The following is an 18,679-nucleotide window of genomic DNA, read 5'->3' on the forward strand; positions in this document are numbered from 1 at the left end:
TTCCTCTTTTCCTTGTCCTCTATTCGACCCTGTTCAACTTTTGTCCTGTACTTAGCTCCAGAATAATGATTGGGTCTTAATGATGGCGATCGCCCTTGGTCTTTAACATCCCAAAAAATCAGCCATTAAAAACGAAAAATCTTCCTCCAACCACAATCACAATATGCTTAATCCAAAAGACTAATAGGAATCCATAGTCGCGATCAGCAGAAGAAGTTTAACACCTTAAACCCCGATAGGATCAGACCTTGAAACCTATCAGGTGTCTTGACTTTGATGGCTGTGGCCATAGTAAAAAGAATCGATTAATTTCCACTGCGAGAGAATCTAAAAAAAGTCAAATCCTCAACGCGAACTATCTTGTTACACCTGCAGTAAATAAGCAGAATACGGCGTGTATTGACAGCAGAAAAAAATAACCAGCAAAACGACAAAACTTGGGTTATCGCTATTTTGCTGTGTGATATCTAACAACAGACAAAAAAATACAGGATTATCACCCGCCGTGCCGTCTTACCTCAGCTTCTGACCTGGAAAATCCAGGGGGGAACATCATAGCTAATACATCCATTTCCGAGTACAAGCTCGGTCTACTTCAGTCAGCATATGACTGGTGTTCCCAATTAGCTCAAGCATAGATCAACAAACAATATTGGCAGTCACCAACACAGTAGGCTTAATCCTGTTAGCAAATATATTAGTCGATTTTTTTTGTCTTGCGCAATGATCTAAGCCACCTTACAAAGATCGGCGATCGCCACTGGACTATTCGCTCTAACAACTAATGTCAGACGCTCCTTTGGATTATTATCTAACTTCGTAATCGAAAAATTACTATCGCCGTAAACTTGTCCTAAAGCGACTTCGAGGTCAGCTTTGACCGCTTGAAAAGCTTCGTCAGTATTCGGGGCATGGAGACGGTCATTGGCAATGTAATGAAACTCATCACCCTTTAGGGTAATCCCCGATTCTTTTTCTAAAAGTGTGCCAAATTCAGCGGCAGACTTGACGAGATCAACAATGGCTTCTGGGTGGGGCTGATCTTCCACTTCTCCCCATTTACGCTGCAAGTAGAGACCGTAAAAATTTTGGTGCTCCAACATGTAGTTAATTTCGTAGGTCACGAGCATAATGCCGGGGCCGTCGGGAACATGACGGTAGTCGACGACATCGATAAGTGTGCCGCCAATTTTTTCTTCTCGAATCCAACCTTGGAGGATACCAATGAGGCTAGCTTCGTCAAAACCATCAGGCTGGGTGGCGGGAAATTTTATGCAAAAACGTTCGATATTCACGGTACTGAATTGTCCTAAAAATACTGCGAGCTAAATAAAAATCATTGCCAGATCGTGGCTAATCAGTTAGGCGATCGCCCTAAGTCGAAAAATTGAACAGGCGAACAACTGTCCACCTGTCATTGAGCTACATCAAGTCTTGTTAATCCAGAAATTACTTAACTTGAAGTCTTTCCTTAACCAGCCACTGCTTAAAGGCCACAGGGCTTGTGATCCCAGCATCCATCATACGAGCATTACATTCATGGGCAGCTTCAATAAAGAGGCGAGATTCCTCCACCAGCTGCTGGGCACGTTCAACGGTTGCCGGCTGACCCTTATGATTAAGGGCAGTAAAAAAGTACTGGGCAAACTTACCCTTAGCAAAGGGGTCAAAAAAGAGCTTAGTATCGTAGAAATACTTGCGGAACTCTTCAGCAATGACCTGCTCATCATCACCAATATCAATATTTTGAAATTTGAGTAATGCTTGGGCTGCACTCACCATAGAGGCGATCGCCTTATCAGCAGCCTGCTGAATATTGCCATTTTGCGGCTCTTCATCCAACATCACCGTAGCATCAAAATGGAGACTCTCAGCATCCGCCATACTAAAATCAGTCAGCGTCACCACTTCACCAGCACATTCACCGATACCGATATCCCCAAGAGTAAACTCACGGCTATCCGCCCAGTCAGAATAAAAAGACTTATCCTCTTCATAGCTAGGAACTTCAGTAAACGGCTTCAGACGCTCCTTCATCTCCTTACGACCGATACGGTTAAAGAATGCCGGGAATTTCTCATCACCTTGGCGTTCCTGCATAAAGGTATCAACCAAGAATTCCACTACATCAGGAATACGCTTCGAAGGCAACACACCCATGGACTTACCGTAGGTAGAAGCATTGTTATCCCACTCACCACCGAGCACAAGGTTAAAGTGAGGGACGCGACGACGTTGAATTTGACGGCTAGAACCATAGAAGCCAATCTCCGCCACCATATGCTGAGAGCAGGAGTTAAAGCAGCCACTAATCTTGATGCGAATATCCTTAACTGCTTGGTTGTATTGCCAACCTTTGACTGCCATCCGGCGACTCAACTCACCCGCCAAACCACGAGAGCTACCAATACCCAGCTTGCAAGTATCTGTACCGGGGCAAGCCGTAATGTCAATGATGGATTGAGCGCCGCCGTGGTGCATGTTAATCGCTTTTAGATCCATGTAGAGCGCCGGCAGATCTTCTTCACGAACCCAGCGGATCAAAACATTCTGCTCAACTGTTGTGCGAATGGTGTCATTGGTGAATTTACGGACAATGTCTGCTAAACCACGGAACTGAGGGGAGGTCGCATCACCAAGGGGCAAAGAAACTGCCACAGTAATATAACCGGCTTGGCGCTGGGGATAGAGGTTTGTGGTTTTCCACTTTTCATAGGCTTCTGGGTCATCGACTGTTACACCAGGTGCGACAGGTTCAGATTTACCGCTCTCTTCATATTTAGAAAGCTTTTCAATCCAAGAAGTCCAGCCAGAATCAGGTTCTTGTTCGATAATTTTGCGCTCTTCTTCCACAAGGCGACGGAATTCTTCGATGCCGAGCTGTTGAATGAGGAATTTAATGCGGGCTTTGTTACGGTTTTGTTTTTCACCGAGACGGGCAAAAACGCGGAAAATCGCTTGGGATAATGGGAAAACTTCTTCGAGAGGAACAAAATCAGAATAAAGTTTTGCCAAGAAAGGAACGGAGCCGAGACCACCACCGACAAAGGTCTTAAAGCCTTTTACTTCTTTACCGTCAATGATTTTTATCTTAGCAATGAAGCCAAGATCGTGCATGGAAGTGAGACCGCAGGGCTTGTCTTCACAACCGGAAAAAGCAATTTTGAGTTTACGACCAAAGTCTTGGATGTCGCGGTGACCAAGGAAAAAGTCCGTTAATTCTTGGGCATGGCCGGACACGTCAAAAACTTCATCGTGGCACACACCAGCGAGGGGGCAAGCGGTCACGTTACGGACAGAGTTGCCACAGGCTTCTCGGACGGTAATCCCCACAGCCGCCAAACGACGGTGCATATCGGGAATGTTATCGAGGGAGAGGAAGTGGAGCTGGATATCCTGACGGGTCGTGATGTGAATGATATTATCGGAATATTCTTCGCAGATATCGGCAATGAGATCCATCTGCTCGGCTGTCATGCCGCCGTAGGGAATTTTAATGCGTTGCATTCCCGGCGCTTGCCATTTGGTATCGGGTCCCTTGGTTAGCTCTGTGCGAGGAAAGGGAATGGGTTTTGGTTTTTCGCCATCGTTGCGGAACCCATTGTCGTAACGTTGTCCGTAAGCTCCCCGGCGTAAACGCAGCTCGGCAAACACTTTTTCATCTAGTTTGTTTTGACGGCGCAACGCCATTTGATTCTCGAATGTATCGATTTCCTCGGCCATCTGTGGGGAGATGCGATCGCCAAGAACGTCTTTCCAAGTTTTGGTAGTTGTCGTGGTCATAGAGTTTCTTCTAGATTTTGAGCTGGTGGAGTTGCCTGTTCGGGAGCAGGCATGGAAATTCGGTATAAATTTTTTTCAGATGTACTATGTTGACACAAAAAACCGATGTAAAGAAAGCTTCTGACAAAATCTGTAATTTTAACCACAGTCTTTGACTTTACAACGTGTATCGTTCGGCGATCGCCCCTCAATTCACCTAGGGATTTTTACTTACAAATTCCCCCTCTCATTTATGGGTTTCCATATGTCATGTCAAAACTTTTTTTCCCTAAAAAAATCACTCCAAAATCTGACTATTTTGGGTTTAGGAATGGGGTTAGGGATATTTAATCCCTTTTCCCTAGCGCCATCACTCCGGGCGGCCGAAAAAATAGATTTTATCTACAGTCCCTTGGGTGAATCTCTCAAAATTCAATCCCTTGAAGCCTTTGCCGCCGATGGTACTGTCACGAGCGATCTCCAATTTTACCTTGACATTGTTGATGCTAGTGAGTCGGAAAAGGAGCTATTGCGAACAGCGTTGACTCGCAAGGTCGTGATCGATCCAGTGTTACTCTCCCGTGTCCTCAAAACTGACGAAGGAGAGAGATTATTAGAGTCGTTTGGCCAAATTGTCAAAATTAAAGGGGGACGCAGTGCCAAGTTTGCTCTACGGGGAGCGATAGTGCGGTCGGCATTTGAGGAAGAGGGCTTAACGTTACTCAATGTTTTGCAAAATTTACAAGTTAATATCCGTGTTGATCTTGCGGCTCTGGCGACTTTTGCCAATAGCGTCTCTGTCATTGTTGAGGGTACAGAACGTTTTGTGCAGGAAGTACAGCAGTTGTCGCAGCAGGAGGCTAGCAATTTTAATTTTATTAATTATGCACAACGCCCAGATTTACGGCGGCAAAATACAGATGCCATTAAGCACCAAACTTGGTTTTTAAAGGATGACAGTCGAAATCGCCAATTTTATGCGTCAATTTATCAACCGCAACAACCGGTCGGGTCAAAGATTCCGGTGGTCGTCATTTCCCATGGCTTAGCATCGGAGCCAGCGGAAAAATCAAAGTTAGCCAAACATTTAGCAAGCTATGGTTTCTTTGTGGTGATGCCCCAACATCCGGGTAGCGATCGCCTCTATTTAGAATCTTTTATTACCAGCTTTCGTCGGGAATTATCTGATTTAGAGGAATTTATTAATCGCCCCCTCGACATTTCCTTTACCTTGGATGAATTGGAACGGCGTAATGCAGCTGAATTTGCCGGACGACTGGATTTAGACAATGTGGGGATCTATGGCCATTCCTATGGCGGCTATACGGCTTTAGCGGTGGCGGGGGCAACACCTGTCCCAAATTATGAGGCCCTCAAAAAAGACTGTGAGGCGGAATGGGGAATTTTTAATAATGCTCTACTTTTGCAATGTCGCGCTTTACAGCTAGAGCCCCAGACTTTTGACTTTCGTGATGAACGGATTCAATCGGTTGTGGCGGCAAATCCGGTCAATGCCAGTATTTTAGGGGAAGCAGCTCTCAATAATGTGAAAATCCCGACGGCGATTATTGCGGGCAGTTATGACCCGGCAACGCCTTTTATTTTTGAGCAGGTGCGGTCGTTTCCGTGGATTAGTGCACCGAATAAATATCTAATTCTTGAGGAAGGTCAAACCCACATTGATATTTCGAGGCTTGATCTGGGTATTTCGCGCCTCTTAGACCGTATTCCGAGTTTAAATTTACCTAGCCCAGAGCTATTGAATAATTATAGTGAGGCGATCGCCCTCAGTTTTTTCCAAGTGTACGCAGCAAAAAATAGCCAATATTCTTTTTACCTCAACCCTGCCTATACGAGCTATCTCAGCGAAGGTCAAGAATTTAAGACCTTTATGATTACGCAGGATTCACTAGGAGAATTGGAAGCGGCGATCGCCAAATTCAAAGCAGACCATCAACTCGAATAGAACCAAACATGGGGTGAAAGTCTTTCAGAAACTCTCTCACCCCACCAGCCCTAAGCATCGATAAACAGATCTTCGCCTTCTTGGGTCACAGCAAAACTAGCAACATCAGTAGGTTCTTTCCCCATAGCCATCACCTTCTTCGCAACGCCGGGGAGAGGAATACCAACAAAAGAATCAACCCATTCCACATTTTTGCCGCTACACAAATCAAATTTAGAACCATGGAAAGGACAAGTAATGGTGCCATTTTCGACTTTGCCCTTAGCCATTGGTAGGCCGAGGTGAGGACATTTATTGGCGATCGCACAGTAACGACCATTCGATTTAGAAACCAAAACAGCTTGACCATTTGCCGTGGCCTTAAGAACTTGACCTTCGCTCACCGCCGATACACTTGCGACTTTTGACTTTGCCATAACTCTAAAAATCCTAAATTTTTAATGAAAAATATTTTAAATTCAAAAATATTGGTCAAATAATACAGGATCAATAGTACAAGCACAGATGATCAATTCAGAGCTTTCCCCAGAAAAATAAACCTTGAACTTAAAGACGATTTTTATCAGGACTTTTCAGCCTCTAGACCATAACATCATCTCCCCAATTCTAAGTAAAGAAATATTTCGAACCCCGTCAAAAAGCCCTAAAACTTTTGCAATGTAGCCTTTATCTTTTTTACTTCATACCAACAAAAAACCATTAACCTTAATATAAAAAATTAAAAATAACTTATGAACTTTCTCTGTCCTTCATTAATAAAGCTACCCTAAAAGATAATTATCCTTAACAGACTCTTGCTTCATGAAAAAAATATCAACTCTTCTTTTCCTCAGCTTCTGCTTACTAGGCACACTGGCAGCATGCGGCGGCTCAGACCCAGAAACATCCGAAACAGAAACCACTCAAACCGAGGTGAGCACACCAACAGAAACAACATCATCTAGTGACGAAAAATCAGCAGCAAGCAAAGCAGTCTCAAAAGCTCCAGAAGAAGGTTGGAAAAAAATTGAGGGCGAAGGCGCTTCAATTTGGCTACCAGAAAGCTACGATGGCGGTGTCCCCAGCGAAGACTTAGAATTTATTGCCTCCCGCATTCGTGACATCAATCCTGATTTTGAGCAGATCGCCACAATGATTGAGCAAAATCCCGAAATGTTCAGTTTGATGGCCTTTGACTCTCAAATGGGCGACCAGCCATTTTTAACGAACATTAATATCATTAGCGAAAGTTTACCCAGTGCACTAACAATTGAAAGTTATCTTGACCTAACCAAGCAGCAGCTTCCCCCTCAATTTAATGTTGTAGATGAAAAATTTTTAGAAATTAACAATTACCCTTCTGTTCGTCTACTGGTAGAGATGGAAATGGCCGGGGCTGCGATTAAACAAGCTGTTTATATCGTACGGGGTGAGAAAAAAGCTTGGGTGATTACCTGTGCCACAAGTCAAGCTGAATTTGACACTCGTCTATCGACTTTCGAAAAGATAGCCAATAGTTTTGTTATTGAATCTTAGTATTGTTTTTTGTGGACATAAATAATTTGTTTTAAATAGCATTTAGTTATTTTTTTTGGGTGCTCTACTACTGAGGCTAGATGGAGCAGTTATCGTTTACAAGCATTTAATCGAGACTTGGAGAAACTTGGCTATATTGAGTTTGCAATAAAGGGAAATCCTAAAGTTATATAAGTCGACAGTGACTTCATAGAATTTGTATTAACTAGAATTTGTATTAAATGATAATTCAACCCAGCATATTACTGCAAAAGACATCAAAAAATAACCCTTGGTAGCGGTCATTTAAGCTTCATTCACAAGGATGCAAAGTGCTGGTCAGGGAAAGGAAAATATTCATTCAATTATTCGACTCTACCCCATGTCAAATTCTCCTTCCTTTGTTTAGAGCGTTTGGCTGGTATTTTTAGGTCTTAATAGAAAAAAGAAAAAAGAATCACTACCTTACTCGATAATGATTCTTCGATTTGTATTATGGACTTTGAAATCTAAAATTATTTCGCAATTACAAAGTTAACCAGTTTATTCGGCACAACAATAACTTTACGGATTTCTTTGCCTTCAATGTACCGTTGAGCAGCCTCTGACTCCTTGGCAAACTTCTCCAATTCAGCCTTGGAAGCCCCCGCTGGAACTTGAATTGTGCCGCGCGTTTTGCCCATAATTTGAATCACCAAAGTAATCTCATCCACCGTCAGCGCTGATTCATCTAAAACTGGAAAATTAACGGTATGAATTGATTCTGAATGACCAAGATTTTGCCATAGCTCATCGGCAATATGGGGCGCAAAGGGAGCCAACAATAAAAGCATTGTCTTAATACCCTCTGCATACACTGGTGAATTAGTGCATTTTGCATCTTTGAGTGCGTTACTAAGCTTCATCAACTCGGCGATCGCCGTATTAAACTGATAATCCCCTTCGAGGTCTTCCTGAATCTCTTTGATTGCGATGTGAATGGCGCGACGGAGATCTTTTTCCTCTTTGGAATAATCCCCAGAAGCTTCTTTTGTTATCGAGAGATCTGCCCCAGAGACTAATGCCCAAATACGGTTTAGGAAACGGAATTGACCTTCCACATCAGCATCATCCCACTCCAAATCCTTCTCAGGGGGAGCCTTAAACAGAATGAACATCCGGGCAGTATCAGCACCATACTTGCTGAGTACAACCTGCGGATCAACGCCGTTATACTTTGACTTCGACATTTTTTCGTAAAAGCCTTTTAACACATCACCAGTCTCTGGATCTTTCGGATCTTCAGGGTTAATTTGATCTACTGGAATGTATTTATTGGTCTTCGTATTTTTATAGGTTAATGCCTGAACCATGCCCTGCGTTAACAGCCGCTTAAAGGGTTCATCCACTGCGACCAACTTATTATCACGCACAACCTTGGTGAAGAAGCGGGAATACAACAGGTGCAAAATGGCGTGTTCAATGCCACCAACATATTGGTCCACACTCATCCAATCATTGACTTTATCGAGATCAAAAGGATGTTCAGCATTGCTCGCGTCGGTGTAACGGAGGAAGTACCAAGACGAATCAATAAAGGTATCCATGGTGTCCGTCTCGCGACGGGCAGGCTTATTACAGCAAGGGCAATCAACCGTTTTCCAGTCTTCCATTTGTGCTAAAGGCGAGCCACCACGGGAAGAAAATTCCACATCTTCCGGCAAAATTACAGGTAAATCAGCCTCAGGCACTGGAACCACACCGCAATCATCGCAATAGATCATGGGAATCGGGCAGCCCCAATACCTTTGGCGTGAAATTAACCAATCCCGCAACCGATATTGAATACGCTCTTTGCCATAGCCTTTTTCTTCAGCAAATTTGATAATGGCTTGCTTTCCTTCGGTAGAAACAGTGCCGTCAAACTCACCACTATTTACCATCACACCGGGTTCGGTATAGGCTTCTTCAAGTTCAGTCTGGCGATCGCCCCCCTCAGGAATAATTACCGTTTTAATGGGCAAATTATTTTCCTTAGCAAACTTAAAGTCGCGGGTATCATGAGCCGGAACACCCATAACTGCACCAGTGCCATATTCACAAAGAACATAGTTGGCGATCAGAATAGGAACTTCTTCACCAGTGAAAGGATTTACAACTTTGCCGCCAGTGGGAACACCTTTTTTGGGTTTGTCATCCCCAGTGCGTTCTTCTTCACTTTCGTTACTGACTTCTTCGATAAAAGCATCAACAGTGCTTTGCTGTTCAGCCGTTGTTACTTGAGCAACCAGAGGATGTTCCGGCGCAAGAACAACATAAGTTACGCCATAAACGGTGTCGGGACGAGTAGTAAAGACAGCCACCTTTTCATCGCTACCGACAATGGAGAATTCGAGCAATGCACCGGATGATTTGCCGATCCAGTTTTGCTGCATCGTTTTAACGCGCTCTGGCCAACCGCCCAGCTGATCGAGATCTTGTAATAATTCCTCGGCATAATCGGTGATCTTGAGGAACCATTGACGGAGTAACTTTTTCTCTACGATCGCCCCCGAACGCCAAGATTTCCCCTCGGCATCAACCTGCTCATTAGCTAAGACAGTTTGATCGATGGGATCCCAATTCACCGCCGCTTCTTTTTGGTAGGCAAGGCCAGATTTATAAAACTGTAAAAAGAGCCACTGTGTCCATTTGTAGTAGTCGGGGGAACAGGTTGCAACCTCACGATCCCAATCGATGGAGAGACCCAACTGCTTGAGCTGATCCCGCATTTGTTCGATATTTTGATATGTCCATTTCGCTGGCGGAATACCGCGATCGATCGCCGCATTTTCTGCGGGCAAACCAAAGGCATCCCAACCCATGGGGTGCAGAACCCGGAAACCCTTCATGCGTTTGTAGCGAGCAATGACATCGGTGATCACATAGTTACGGACGTGACCCATATGGAGCTTGCCAGAGGGATAGGGAAACATCGACAGGGCATAGAATTTCGGCTTATCGCTTTTTGCGGGGGTCTGATCAAGTCCGAGTTCTAGCCATTGCTGTTGCCATTTTGATTCGATCTCGGCAGCACTGTAGCGCGTTTCCACTGAATGTATCTCCGTTGTAGGGGTCAGTCGCCTATTTTAACCTTCATTAGGACAGCATTAAGTAGATTGGTTGAGGACTAACTGCGAAGCTAAAAATCTGACTATACTCAGTATGAACCGAACAGTTTGGAAATAAATCAATGGGCTATAACGAAATCATTACCATTGAGCCGGGAAAACGTAGCGGAAAACCTTGTATTCGTAATATGCGAATCACTGTATACGACGTGTTGGAATATTTAGCGTCAGGAATGTCCCACGATGAAATTCTTGCAGACTTCCCATATTTAACCGAAATTGATATACGAGCTTGTCTGAGTTATGCTGCTGACCGCGAAAAATCTTTAATGACTGTACGTGTATGAGGTTGTTATTCGACCACAATTTATTGCCCAGTTTAGTCAAGCGGCTTGCTGATGTTTATCCTGAATCAAGTCATGTTTATCTATTGGGTTTAGATGAGGTTGAAGACATAGAAATCTTAAAATATGCCAAGCAAAAGGAGTTTTTGGTCGTAACGAAAGATGCCGATTTCAATGATCTTTCTTTGATACACGGTTTCCCACCAAAAATTATTTGGATTCGCAGGGGAAATTGTAAAACCTCTGAGATTGAAGCAATTTTAAGAAATCACTATAAAGAGATTGAACTATTGGTTCAAGATTCGTCTGTGGGAATTTTAACTCTGTTCTAATTTTATTCAGTTCTTTTTTGAACTAAATTATTGGCGATCGCCGCTTTTCCTTCCCCTCGATACTTCTGTCGAAATCCGTGTCTTCAATAGCGAAACTGTGCCATGACAAAAAGTCTTGGAACTCTGTGAAATATTCTTTTCTTCTATTGTTTTTTTGGAGCTTTTGTTCGGTGCGGCAAATTCTCGCAAATCTCTTAGAAATTTTGATCGCCCCAGTTAGCGTCACTGGCGTAATAGTCTAAAGGTTTCAGTTTTCTAATATTTCGTATCTTTTTCGTAAACAATGGAACATTCTGCCTCAGCATGACGAAAATCCAGAAAATCAGTCAACTAACTCCCGACCAAGAAGACCAGTTAAGCCATTACCAAAAGAAGTGGCGCAACTTAATTTTTCCCACCGCTTCTGCAACTGAAACCGAAATGCGGGCAGCCGTAGGTCAAGCTTATGAATACCTGAATTTGCCGTCCCCTGAGATTTACATTTTTGAGAGTCTATTTGATGTTCCAGATGTTTGTTGGTCGAATTCACCCTGGCAAAACCCCGGCAACGCTATTTCGCTACAACAAACGCTTTTGCAGCCCTTAATCTCAATCGCGGCTAGCCAAGTTGGCGGTCGCCTTTGGGGAAAACTGTGGAACATTGCGCCAAGACAAGATTACACGCCGCTTTATCCCAAGGGATGGAGTCAGCGCGCTCGAAAAAAAATATGGATGGATGATTTTTTTAGGGATCCATTTGGGTTGCGTCATTGCGGTCGAGTTGATTTTTGCCAAGGGGTTCTAGGCTGCGCTCTTGATACTGATGCGTGGGATACGCTGTATGGCTTGATTCAGCTGGGAGGCTGGTTATTTCCCCATGAACATCTCTGTATCGCAATTCAAAAACGTCTAATAAATGCGACTGGCAGTTCATTAGGCTCCGAGAACCTTGCCCTCGTTAACGGCTTAACTCAAGTGGAATCTCAAATCCTTGTGAGGTTGCAATTAGCCCCTTTAGAAGCCGCCGCAGGTCGCCCGAAGCAAGCCTTTGACCAGTGGGCTGATCTCGTTGCTGTCGCCCAAGGACAGTTATCAGGAATCGTTCGCGATCGCACTTTACTCGCGATTGTTCAGCAAGCTCGATCAATTACGACTTGTACCGACATGGATGAATATCCGTTTATCTATGGTGCAACTTCTCCCTTCGCATCTCAGGTCTGGGAGAAGTGCCGAGAGATTGTGCAATTGATCGAAACACCAGAGTTGAAAATGAAAGCTCAGTCTGTGCTCCCGGCAACCTAACAGAGGCGATCGCCACGTTTACGACCCTTCGATACTTTGCAGTGATGTTTCTGGCGGAGATTGGGAATCTTCTTGGAATGCTTTAACGGCAGTATTTATGGTTGGAAAGATGCGATCTTCCCCAATTTTTTGAAGCATCCCGGAACGTTTTAGTTGGGCGTATAAATCTTGTTTGACCCGCATCATGGCAAAGGTAATGTCTTGCGAATCCAACTCATGCATAAATTCTTCGAGCATATCCGAAGCAGTAATGTCGATTTCGGCGATCGCCTTTGCTCCCAGCAACAGTTATTGACATGTGATTATGGGAAAAACTTGTTTAATATTCAAGAAGCCAAACACCTTGAACCGAAACTCAGTATTTACTCAATTGGTTTGAGAGTTTGAGAAAGCTCCGGCAAGATTTCTGCAATCTTTTCAGTACTTGTTTCTGTGGTCGAAAGACTAAGAACTAAAACCGAATTATTTGTCTGCCGCGCGAAAACCATACCAGCAATTGGCGTTTTGCCTTGTACACCACGCCAAGGCAGCTCAATGCCAATGTCATTACCCGTAAATGCCCCAGCAATAAAGCCTTCTCCCGTAGCGAGGGTATCCACAGCGATTTGAGCGAGCTGATCATCTTCAAGATGGCGATCGCCAGCCTTTGGGCGAACAGTGACGGTGTAGGCTAAGTCACCTTCGGGAGATTCTACAACGAACATTCCCGCTAGAGGGGTCATTTTATAGCCTGAGATAATACCGACTTCAAAGCGTCCAGCAGGGTCTTGGTAAGTGGAAGTTTCAGCGTGGACTGCAATAAGGTTGCCTAAGCTAAAGCCCATCACACTAAGGGCGGTCATCAAGGCAAGACCAATTGTCCAGAAACGTTTGCGATTTAAGATCATTTTTAAGATTTACCTAGCTAAAAATTACCGACCTAAAATTGCTGTGTTGTCACCACCAAAGAAGAAAATCCCGGCAATACAGCCTGTCATCAGAGTGGCAAGGGTTGCCCCCCACAACGCTTTCCAACCCAAAGAACCAATTTCACTGCGGCGCGAGGGAGCAAGATTAGCAAGTCCACCAACGAAAATGCCGTAGGACGGCACATGGGCAAATCCACAGAGAACGTAGCTCACGATCAAAAGGGTGCGATCGCTAAGTGCACCTTCCCGCGCCAAACTAGCGAGCTGGAGATAGGGGGGAATAGATGTTTGCAATACTCGCTGGCCAATTAAAACGGAAGCTTGCCATAGTTCGCTGGGGTCAAGGGAAACACCCGTGAGAAAGGTAAGGGGGAGGAATAATACACCGAAAATATTATTAAGACTAATATTCTCAAAAAGATTACCAATCAAAGCATAAATGGCGTTTTCACTGGTTTGTAGACTCGCAAGGCCAGCAAAGGAACTATCCAGCAGCTTCACTAAACTGACGATCGCAATGAGCACAGCGGCAATACCGACAGCCATTTTCACACCGTCTAAAGCACCAAGAATAATGCTATCCATAATGCTTTGTTTGGGTTTGTCGGGGTCTTCCTCTTCCTTGGGAACGCCGCCCATGGTGACGGGTTCGCCGGTTTCTGGGACGAGGATTTTTGAGATGACAAAGCACGCGGGAATAGTCAAAACCGAGGCCGACATAAGGTGTCCGGTAATGCTCGGAAAGACGGGTAACAAAAATCCTGCGTAAAGTCCCAATACGGTTGAAGCGATGGAGCCGAAGCAACTGGTTAAAATGGCGCACAGTTCGCTGCGAGTCATCTCTGGCAAGAATGGCTTGACGGCGATCGCCGACTCGATACCGACAAAAATATTGGCCGAACCAGATAGGGCTTCAGCGCCACTAATGCCCATAATCTTCCGGAAAAATTTGGCGAAGATGCTGATGATGAAAGGCAGAATACCCAGCCGATACAGTAAACCGACTAAGGCCGAGAAAAAGATAATCAGCGGTAATGCCCGAAACGCAAAGACATAACCGAGATTAAGATTCGCGCCACCCAAAGCAGGACTTGCACCGGGAACATAGGACGAACCAAGGGTATTCACGAGCCATTGAGCTGCCGGACTAATACCAGCACCACCAGTGGGAGCAGGAGGAACCAACACCGCACCAAACATGAAGCGACTGCCTTCTTCCGCGGCGGCGATAAAAGAATTTAGGAGATCATTGAGGAAAACAATAAACTGCTGGGTGATGGGCACGGTAAAGACAAAAAAGCCTATAACCAACTGCATCCCAACGCCAACGCCAATGATTTTCCAAGGGACAATTTTTTTGTTTTCTGAGCCGAGCCACGCGACACCGCACAGCCCGAATATTCCGAGAAAGGAAATCAGATTTAACAGAGGATTCATAAAGCAAGACCCACACTAAATCCGTGAGACCTAGAACCTGTTTTCGGCAGGATTAATGTATACACCGCCCAAAATATCAAAGAAAAGCAGTTTTGGAACGCTTCCTGCAATGAATCTTCGGTTAAGGTCTCGTATTGGGGGAATTAAGTCTTTTTTCTGGTGGGATAAGAGGCGATCGCCCATAATCACAGAGTGAGTGAACGTCAGTTCAGTGCGGACTAAGGATTGAGCAGAAATGCCTTAGAGGAAGGGAAATATGGAGAGAGATACGGGGAATAAGAGCCATGGGGAATTAACTGATATTCGCCATTTTTGCTCCCTACCATTGTTTGAGTGAAAAATCGCTCCATTCCTCCCTCCCCGATTCGCCACGTCATCATTCCAGACCAAGCTCAAACCACATTTAGGTTAGTTTAAGAATCATCCCCTGATTTTGTTTCGACCAGTTCAACAAACGCTTCAAGTTCTTGCTTGGTCAAGATATCTTTTTGGCAAAGGGTATGAACCATCAACGCCAAGGATGTTTTGAGCTGTTGATTTTCTTGTTCGAGTTCGTGCAAGCGATGGTTATGGTCTTCGTTAGCTTGGCGTTGTGTTTTTAGCTCCGATAGCAGATAGTCAATGATTTCTCCATTATCTTCAATGTCTAGTTGATTGCCTATGTCTCCTAGTAGTAATGTGCGAGCCCATCCCATGGCTTTTTCCTTTAATTAATTTAGGTGTTCTTATTAATATTAATCGGTATATTATCGTTACGGTGTGAACAGCTTTTCTTTAAAACGTTGCCAATTTTTGTGATTTGTCATGGTACTAATCGGGTGAATCAAAATAATAAGAGTCTAAACAGTTGCTGCCATGGAAGACAGTTATGTTAAAAAGTCATTGTGATTGAGGGGCTGGGAAAACATTGGAAAATTCTTTTTAATGGATAACTGTTGTGCTTCATCGCTAACTGTTGTGATTCATCGCTAACTGTTGCGGTGCAGTCTTTCAGTGTAAAAACCCGATCGCTCTTTTCGTAGCCCGTCCGCATCGTAGACTCAGCACAGCAATTGGTTAAAAAGCCACCCAACACTAAATTCGTAATCCCACGACTCCGCAAAATAAAGTCAAGATTCGTACTTGCAAATCCACATAAGCCTCGCTTCCCCTCAATTATGATATCGCTAGCTTCTGACAGGAGTTCGTCGGCGATCGCCCCGCTTGAAAAAAAGTCTAATCTTCGCTGGGGTCTAGCTCAAAACAAACAAAAAAGACACTGGCAAGGAACACAAAACTGACAAAATAAGCCCAGCCATCACCCGCATCAAGATCCGCAACAAACCACCATCCCACAGCCGCAAGAATAAGCAGCACAAAAAAGCGTCTAATACTAAAAGCCATCGTTGCATCACCTCAAACTTTATTAAATTCTGTCATTGATTGGTATGGTTCCAAACCATTAGCCAGCGATCAAATCATGAAAGTGCGAGCCTTTTAGCGTATTGACGCGATTCCCCGACCCCATTAAGAATCATTGAGGATAAGCAGCCCACCATGTTTTGAGAACTCGGAAAAACTAGAGAAATGGTGTTACGGCGATCGCCTCTAGGGGCAGATGGCGCTGTTGCTCTGTGTGGCTATTGACTTGAAAGACTTCGCGGCGGTCAATGTCAAAGGCCGTCAGCCAGCCACTTTTCGCATGATAGACTCCGGTATCAATATCGAGCCAGCCGGGACCTTGGACAACTTGCCCCGGTTCAACACCCGGAAAGGTAAAAGTAATGGTGTGACCGACAATCACGAGTTTGTTCGCAAAATAGGGCTGCGGCATCGAGTGAAATTCGCCGCGCACCCAACAAAACTGGTCGGCTCCCTGTTCATCAATGGGCAAATAGGGATCAACCCCTGCATGGACAAGCCACACATCACCGAGGTCTAAATGGGTTGGGCGATCGCGGAGCCAGAGTAAATGTTCGTAGGGAATTTTGTGGTTATAACTTTGTAAAGTATTTGCCCCACCGCTGTGATACCAGGCCACAAAGGTATCTTCATCAACGCTACCGTCGGCGGCGATCGCCTCTAGCATCATCATTTCATGGTTACCCATGAGCGCTTGGTAGGAGCTTGTGCGGACAAACTCAATAATTTCCGCACTCTTGGGGCCTCGATCAATGAGATCACCTAAAAAATAAACCCGATCATCTTGATTTGGAGCAACAAAATTGAGCAGAGCCATCAACGTATCGTAATGACCATGCACGTCGCCTATACAGATTCGTCGCTGCTCCATAAAGTTTCCTGAATCACTTGGTTGCCACCAATACACCCATCATATCCCCCGCAAAGGGGTAGTGAATAGCCTCACTAAAGCCAGCTTCATAGGCTAACTTTTCCTGTACTTTTCCCGGGGGAAAGCGCTCAATACTCGGCTGAATATATTCGTACTCCGCGGTCAGCTTAAACCGTTCGGCAAGGGGCACAACCACGGTTTGCATATACCACTGCTGAAAGGCCTGTTTTGTTTTGTCGGCGGGACGATGGAAGTCTAAGATAGCAACTTTTTTGCCGGGCTTTAGTACTCGATAAACTTCTGCGAGGGCTAGGGGGATATTTGTTACATTCCGCAACCCGTAGCCGATGGTCACTCCATCGAAATGATGGTCGTCAAAGGGTAAATCTAATGCGTCTCCCTCCTGCCAAGTAATATCAAATTCTGGACATTGTCGAGCTTGTTTTGCGGCGGCGATCGCCAACTGTTGTGCCGCAAAATCAATGCCCGTAGTTTTGCCCATGACCCCGACGGTTTGCGCCAGAATCAGGGTCAGATCACCACTACCACAACAAATATCTAGGGCTGTATCACCGGCTTGGACACCACTCCATTTCACCGCCATTTTTTTCCAAATTTGGTGTTGACCTAAACTAATCCATTGGTTGAGGTCATCGTATTTTGGGGCAATACGATTAAAAATTTGTTGAATTTCAGTGGCAGTATCGACAGAGGACATTAGTTAACAAGATTTCTGGCTGATCAGAGCAAAGGCAATCTGCTGGCTGGCAAGGTGAAGGAGATTAAAATCTGACTCGCGCAGGGTACAGGCATCCGTCCATTGTAGTGAAAGAAGTGCTAGTAATTCTTGGCGATAGGTGAGTGGCAACAATAAATGTTGTTTAATGTCGTTTTCGGTGTAGTAGCTAATGCCTTCAGGGGGAGTGCCTTGGCGAGTATCTGGCCATAATTGACAGCTTAGGGATTCTTTCACGCTATCGACGAGGGGATCACCCTCAGGAATGGCGATCGCCGTCCTCAGGGAACCACACCCCCCATTCACTCCTTCACAATCGCCCGATTTGGTCACTTCTAAATAACAAGCATCAGCACTGAGGGCGGGCATAATTGCTGCCGTTGCTTGGGTCAAAATCGCTTCGAGGGAATCATCCGTGGCAAATAAAGTGAGTAATTTTGCCAGTAGCTGTGTTTGGAGTTTGCTACGTTCTAGTTCGGCAATGCGGTTGTTGGCGATCGCATAGGTTTCAGCGGCAATCTGTACGACTTTTTTAAGTTCAGACGGATCCCAAGGCTTAGTGATGTAGCGATAAACTTGTCCCGCATTGATGGCATCAACGAGATCCTCAACGTCTGTAAAGCCCGTCAAAATAATCCGCATCGTATTGGGAAACTGGGGGACTGTGCGACTAAAAAATTCTGTCCCCTTCATTTCCGGCATCCGCTGGTCGGAGATAATCACGGCGACTTCGCCCTCTTCCGCCAAAACACTTAACGCTTCCACGCCATTACTCGCCCGTAACACCTGAAAATCTCGGCGAAACGTACGGTACAGTAGATCAAGATTGTCCGGTTCGTCGTCAACGACCAAAAGTTTGGCTTTTTGCTTGCGAATCACAGCTTCTATCTGTTCTATCAGTTGAGTGAATTCGGGAATAGTCATGATCACGGTGGATCGGATTTTAATGTGCTTACATCATACTCAGGGGTGGGTATTTTTCCGCAGATTTTCCGCCTAATTTTAACGTCAGTTATGGATAAGAATGTAGCCAAAATTCTTTAGAGAAAAGGAGACAC

Annotated in this window: 18 protein-coding genes and 1 other RNA gene; 5 read left to right on the forward strand and 14 right to left on the reverse strand. The window is 44.8% G+C overall.

All coding sequences use genetic code 11. The features are described from left to right. Positions 1–493: 493 nt before the first annotated feature. The 3 genes from ssrS to NIES208_RS16910 all read right to left on the reverse strand — a co-directional run bounded on the left by ssrS (position 494) and on the right by NIES208_RS16910 (position 3,783). Positions 494–680, reverse strand: a non-coding RNA gene (gene ssrS, locus NIES208_RS16900) — 6S RNA. A 48-nt stretch (positions 681–728) separates the two neighbouring features. Further along, positions 729–1,295 (reverse strand): hypothetical protein, encoded by a 567-nt coding sequence (locus NIES208_RS16905; protein WP_075894162.1) that lies wholly within the window; start codon positions 1,293–1,295, stop codon positions 729–731. A 154-nt stretch (positions 1,296–1,449) separates the two neighbouring features. Next, entirely contained in the window at positions 1,450–3,783 is a 2,334-nt protein-coding gene (locus tag NIES208_RS16910; protein WP_075894163.1) for a nitrite/sulfite reductase, read from the reverse strand. A 151-nt stretch (positions 3,784–3,934) separates the two neighbouring features. On the opposite strand from NIES208_RS16910, the gene NIES208_RS16915 reads away from it, so the two are divergent. Then, positions 3,935–5,728 (forward strand): alpha/beta hydrolase, encoded by a 1,794-nt coding sequence (locus NIES208_RS16915; RefSeq protein WP_225875341.1) that lies wholly within the window; start codon positions 3,935–3,937, stop codon positions 5,726–5,728. 50 nt (positions 5,729–5,778) lie between these two features. On the opposite strand, the gene NIES208_RS16920 is transcribed toward NIES208_RS16915, so the two are convergent. Further along, positions 5,779–6,144, reverse strand: coding sequence for a Rieske (2Fe-2S) protein (locus tag NIES208_RS16920; protein ID WP_075894164.1), 366 nt, complete (start codon positions 6,142–6,144; stop codon positions 5,779–5,781). 385 nt (positions 6,145–6,529) lie between these two features. Here NIES208_RS16920 and NIES208_RS16925 point away from each other — a divergent pair, with 385 nt between their 5' ends. Continuing rightward, on the forward strand, positions 6,530–7,243 hold the full coding sequence (locus NIES208_RS16925) for a hypothetical protein (protein WP_075894165.1): 714 nt from the start codon (positions 6,530–6,532) through the stop codon (positions 7,241–7,243). 494 nt (positions 7,244–7,737) lie between these two features. On the opposite strand, the gene leuS is transcribed toward NIES208_RS16925, so the two are convergent. Further along, positions 7,738–10,293 carry a leucine--tRNA ligase gene (gene leuS, locus NIES208_RS16930; protein WP_075894166.1) on the reverse strand — a complete coding sequence of 852 codons (2,556 nt, stop codon included), beginning with the start codon at positions 10,291–10,293 and terminating at the stop codon, positions 7,738–7,740. Between the two features lie 140 nt (positions 10,294–10,433). Between leuS and NIES208_RS16935 the strand changes: the two genes are divergently transcribed. From NIES208_RS16935 to NIES208_RS16950, 3 genes are all read left to right on the forward strand, one after another. Then, positions 10,434–10,658, forward strand: coding sequence for a DUF433 domain-containing protein (locus NIES208_RS16935; RefSeq protein ID WP_075894167.1), 225 nt, complete (start codon positions 10,434–10,436; stop codon positions 10,656–10,658). A gap of 23 nt (positions 10,659–10,681) precedes the next feature. Beyond that, positions 10,682–10,987 (forward strand): DUF5615 family PIN-like protein, encoded by a 306-nt coding sequence (locus NIES208_RS16940; protein WP_235641424.1) that lies wholly within the window; start codon positions 10,682–10,684, stop codon positions 10,985–10,987. A gap of 303 nt (positions 10,988–11,290) precedes the next feature. Further along, a complete protein-coding gene (locus NIES208_RS16950; protein WP_075894170.1) occupies positions 11,291–12,268 on the forward strand; it encodes a hypothetical protein in 978 nt (325 codons plus the stop codon). An 18-nt stretch (positions 12,269–12,286) separates the two neighbouring features. On the opposite strand, the gene NIES208_RS16955 is transcribed toward NIES208_RS16950, so the two are convergent. From NIES208_RS16955 to NIES208_RS16990, 9 genes are all read right to left on the reverse strand, one after another. Next, positions 12,287–12,553 (reverse strand): STAS domain-containing protein, encoded by a 267-nt coding sequence (locus NIES208_RS16955; RefSeq protein WP_225875342.1) that lies wholly within the window; start codon positions 12,551–12,553, stop codon positions 12,287–12,289. A 77-nt stretch (positions 12,554–12,630) separates the two neighbouring features. Then, the gene (locus NIES208_RS16960) at positions 12,631–13,155 is read right to left on the reverse strand and encodes a hypothetical protein (protein WP_075894171.1); all 525 of its coding nucleotides are present in this window, start codon (positions 13,153–13,155) and stop codon (positions 12,631–12,633) included. A 24-nt stretch (positions 13,156–13,179) separates the two neighbouring features. Then, entirely contained in the window at positions 13,180–14,613 is a 1,434-nt protein-coding gene (locus tag NIES208_RS16965; protein ID WP_075894172.1) for a NupC/NupG family nucleoside CNT transporter, read from the reverse strand. Between the two features lie 413 nt (positions 14,614–15,026). Continuing rightward, positions 15,027–15,308, reverse strand: a complete 282-nt coding sequence (locus NIES208_RS16970; protein WP_075894173.1) for a hypothetical protein — start codon at positions 15,306–15,308, stop codon at positions 15,027–15,029. A 176-nt stretch (positions 15,309–15,484) separates the two neighbouring features. Beyond that, positions 15,485–15,808 (reverse strand): cysteine hydrolase family protein, encoded by a 324-nt coding sequence (locus NIES208_RS19955; protein ID WP_216349428.1) that lies wholly within the window; start codon positions 15,806–15,808, stop codon positions 15,485–15,487. A 20-nt stretch (positions 15,809–15,828) separates the two neighbouring features. After that, positions 15,829–15,996: a hypothetical protein gene (locus tag NIES208_RS19120; RefSeq protein WP_171971797.1), complete on the reverse strand. Its 168-nt coding sequence runs from the start codon at positions 15,994–15,996 to the stop codon at positions 15,829–15,831. A gap of 175 nt (positions 15,997–16,171) precedes the next feature. Then, positions 16,172–16,885, reverse strand: coding sequence for a metallophosphoesterase (locus NIES208_RS16980; RefSeq protein ID WP_075894175.1), 714 nt, complete (start codon positions 16,883–16,885; stop codon positions 16,172–16,174). A 13-nt stretch (positions 16,886–16,898) separates the two neighbouring features. Continuing rightward, on the reverse strand, positions 16,899–17,603 hold the full coding sequence (gene ubiE / locus NIES208_RS16985; RefSeq protein ID WP_075894176.1) for a bifunctional demethylmenaquinone methyltransferase/2-methoxy-6-polyprenyl-1,4-benzoquinol methylase UbiE: 705 nt from the start codon (positions 17,601–17,603) through the stop codon (positions 16,899–16,901). A 3-nt stretch (positions 17,604–17,606) separates the two neighbouring features. Next, positions 17,607–18,545, reverse strand: coding sequence for a response regulator (locus NIES208_RS16990; RefSeq protein ID WP_075894177.1), 939 nt, complete (start codon positions 18,543–18,545; stop codon positions 17,607–17,609). Positions 18,546–18,679: the final 134 nt, after the last annotated feature.

Origin of the sequence: [Limnothrix rosea] IAM M-220 (genome assembly GCF_001904615.1) — a bacterium.
Classification (GTDB): Bacteria; Cyanobacteriota; Cyanobacteriia; order Cyanobacteriales; family MRBY01; genus MRBY01.

What these genes read in the sequence shown, in the direction of transcription:
- NIES208_RS16910 (WP_075894163.1), bottom strand. Translation starts at nt 3,783, where the DNA reads ATGACCACGACAACTACCAAAACTTGGAAAGACGTTCTTGGCGATCGC.
- NIES208_RS16920 (WP_075894164.1), bottom strand. Translation starts at nt 6,144, where the DNA reads ATGGCAAAGTCAAAAGTCGCAAGTGTATCGGCGGTGAGCGAAGGTCAA.
- NIES208_RS16925 (WP_075894165.1), top strand. Translation starts at nt 6,530, where the DNA reads ATGAAAAAAATATCAACTCTTCTTTTCCTCAGCTTCTGCTTACTAGGC.
- NIES208_RS16935 (WP_075894167.1), top strand. Translation starts at nt 10,434, where the DNA reads ATGGGCTATAACGAAATCATTACCATTGAGCCGGGAAAACGTAGCGGA.
- NIES208_RS16950 (WP_075894170.1), top strand. Translation starts at nt 11,291, where the DNA reads ATGACGAAAATCCAGAAAATCAGTCAACTAACTCCCGACCAAGAAGAC.
- NIES208_RS16960 (WP_075894171.1), bottom strand. Translation starts at nt 13,155, where the DNA reads ATGATCTTAAATCGCAAACGTTTCTGGACAATTGGTCTTGCCTTGATG.
- NIES208_RS16965 (WP_075894172.1), bottom strand. Translation starts at nt 14,613, where the DNA reads ATGAATCCTCTGTTAAATCTGATTTCCTTTCTCGGAATATTCGGGCTG.
- NIES208_RS16970 (WP_075894173.1), bottom strand. Translation starts at nt 15,308, where the DNA reads ATGGGATGGGCTCGCACATTACTACTAGGAGACATAGGCAATCAACTA.
- NIES208_RS19120 (WP_171971797.1), bottom strand. Translation starts at nt 15,996, where the DNA reads ATGGCTTTTAGTATTAGACGCTTTTTTGTGCTGCTTATTCTTGCGGCT.
- NIES208_RS16980 (WP_075894175.1), bottom strand. Translation starts at nt 16,885, where the DNA reads ATGGAGCAGCGACGAATCTGTATAGGCGACGTGCATGGTCATTACGAT.
- ubiE (WP_075894176.1), bottom strand. Translation starts at nt 17,603, where the DNA reads ATGTCCTCTGTCGATACTGCCACTGAAATTCAACAAATTTTTAATCGT.
- NIES208_RS16990 (WP_075894177.1), bottom strand. Translation starts at nt 18,545, where the DNA reads ATGACTATTCCCGAATTCACTCAACTGATAGAACAGATAGAAGCTGTG.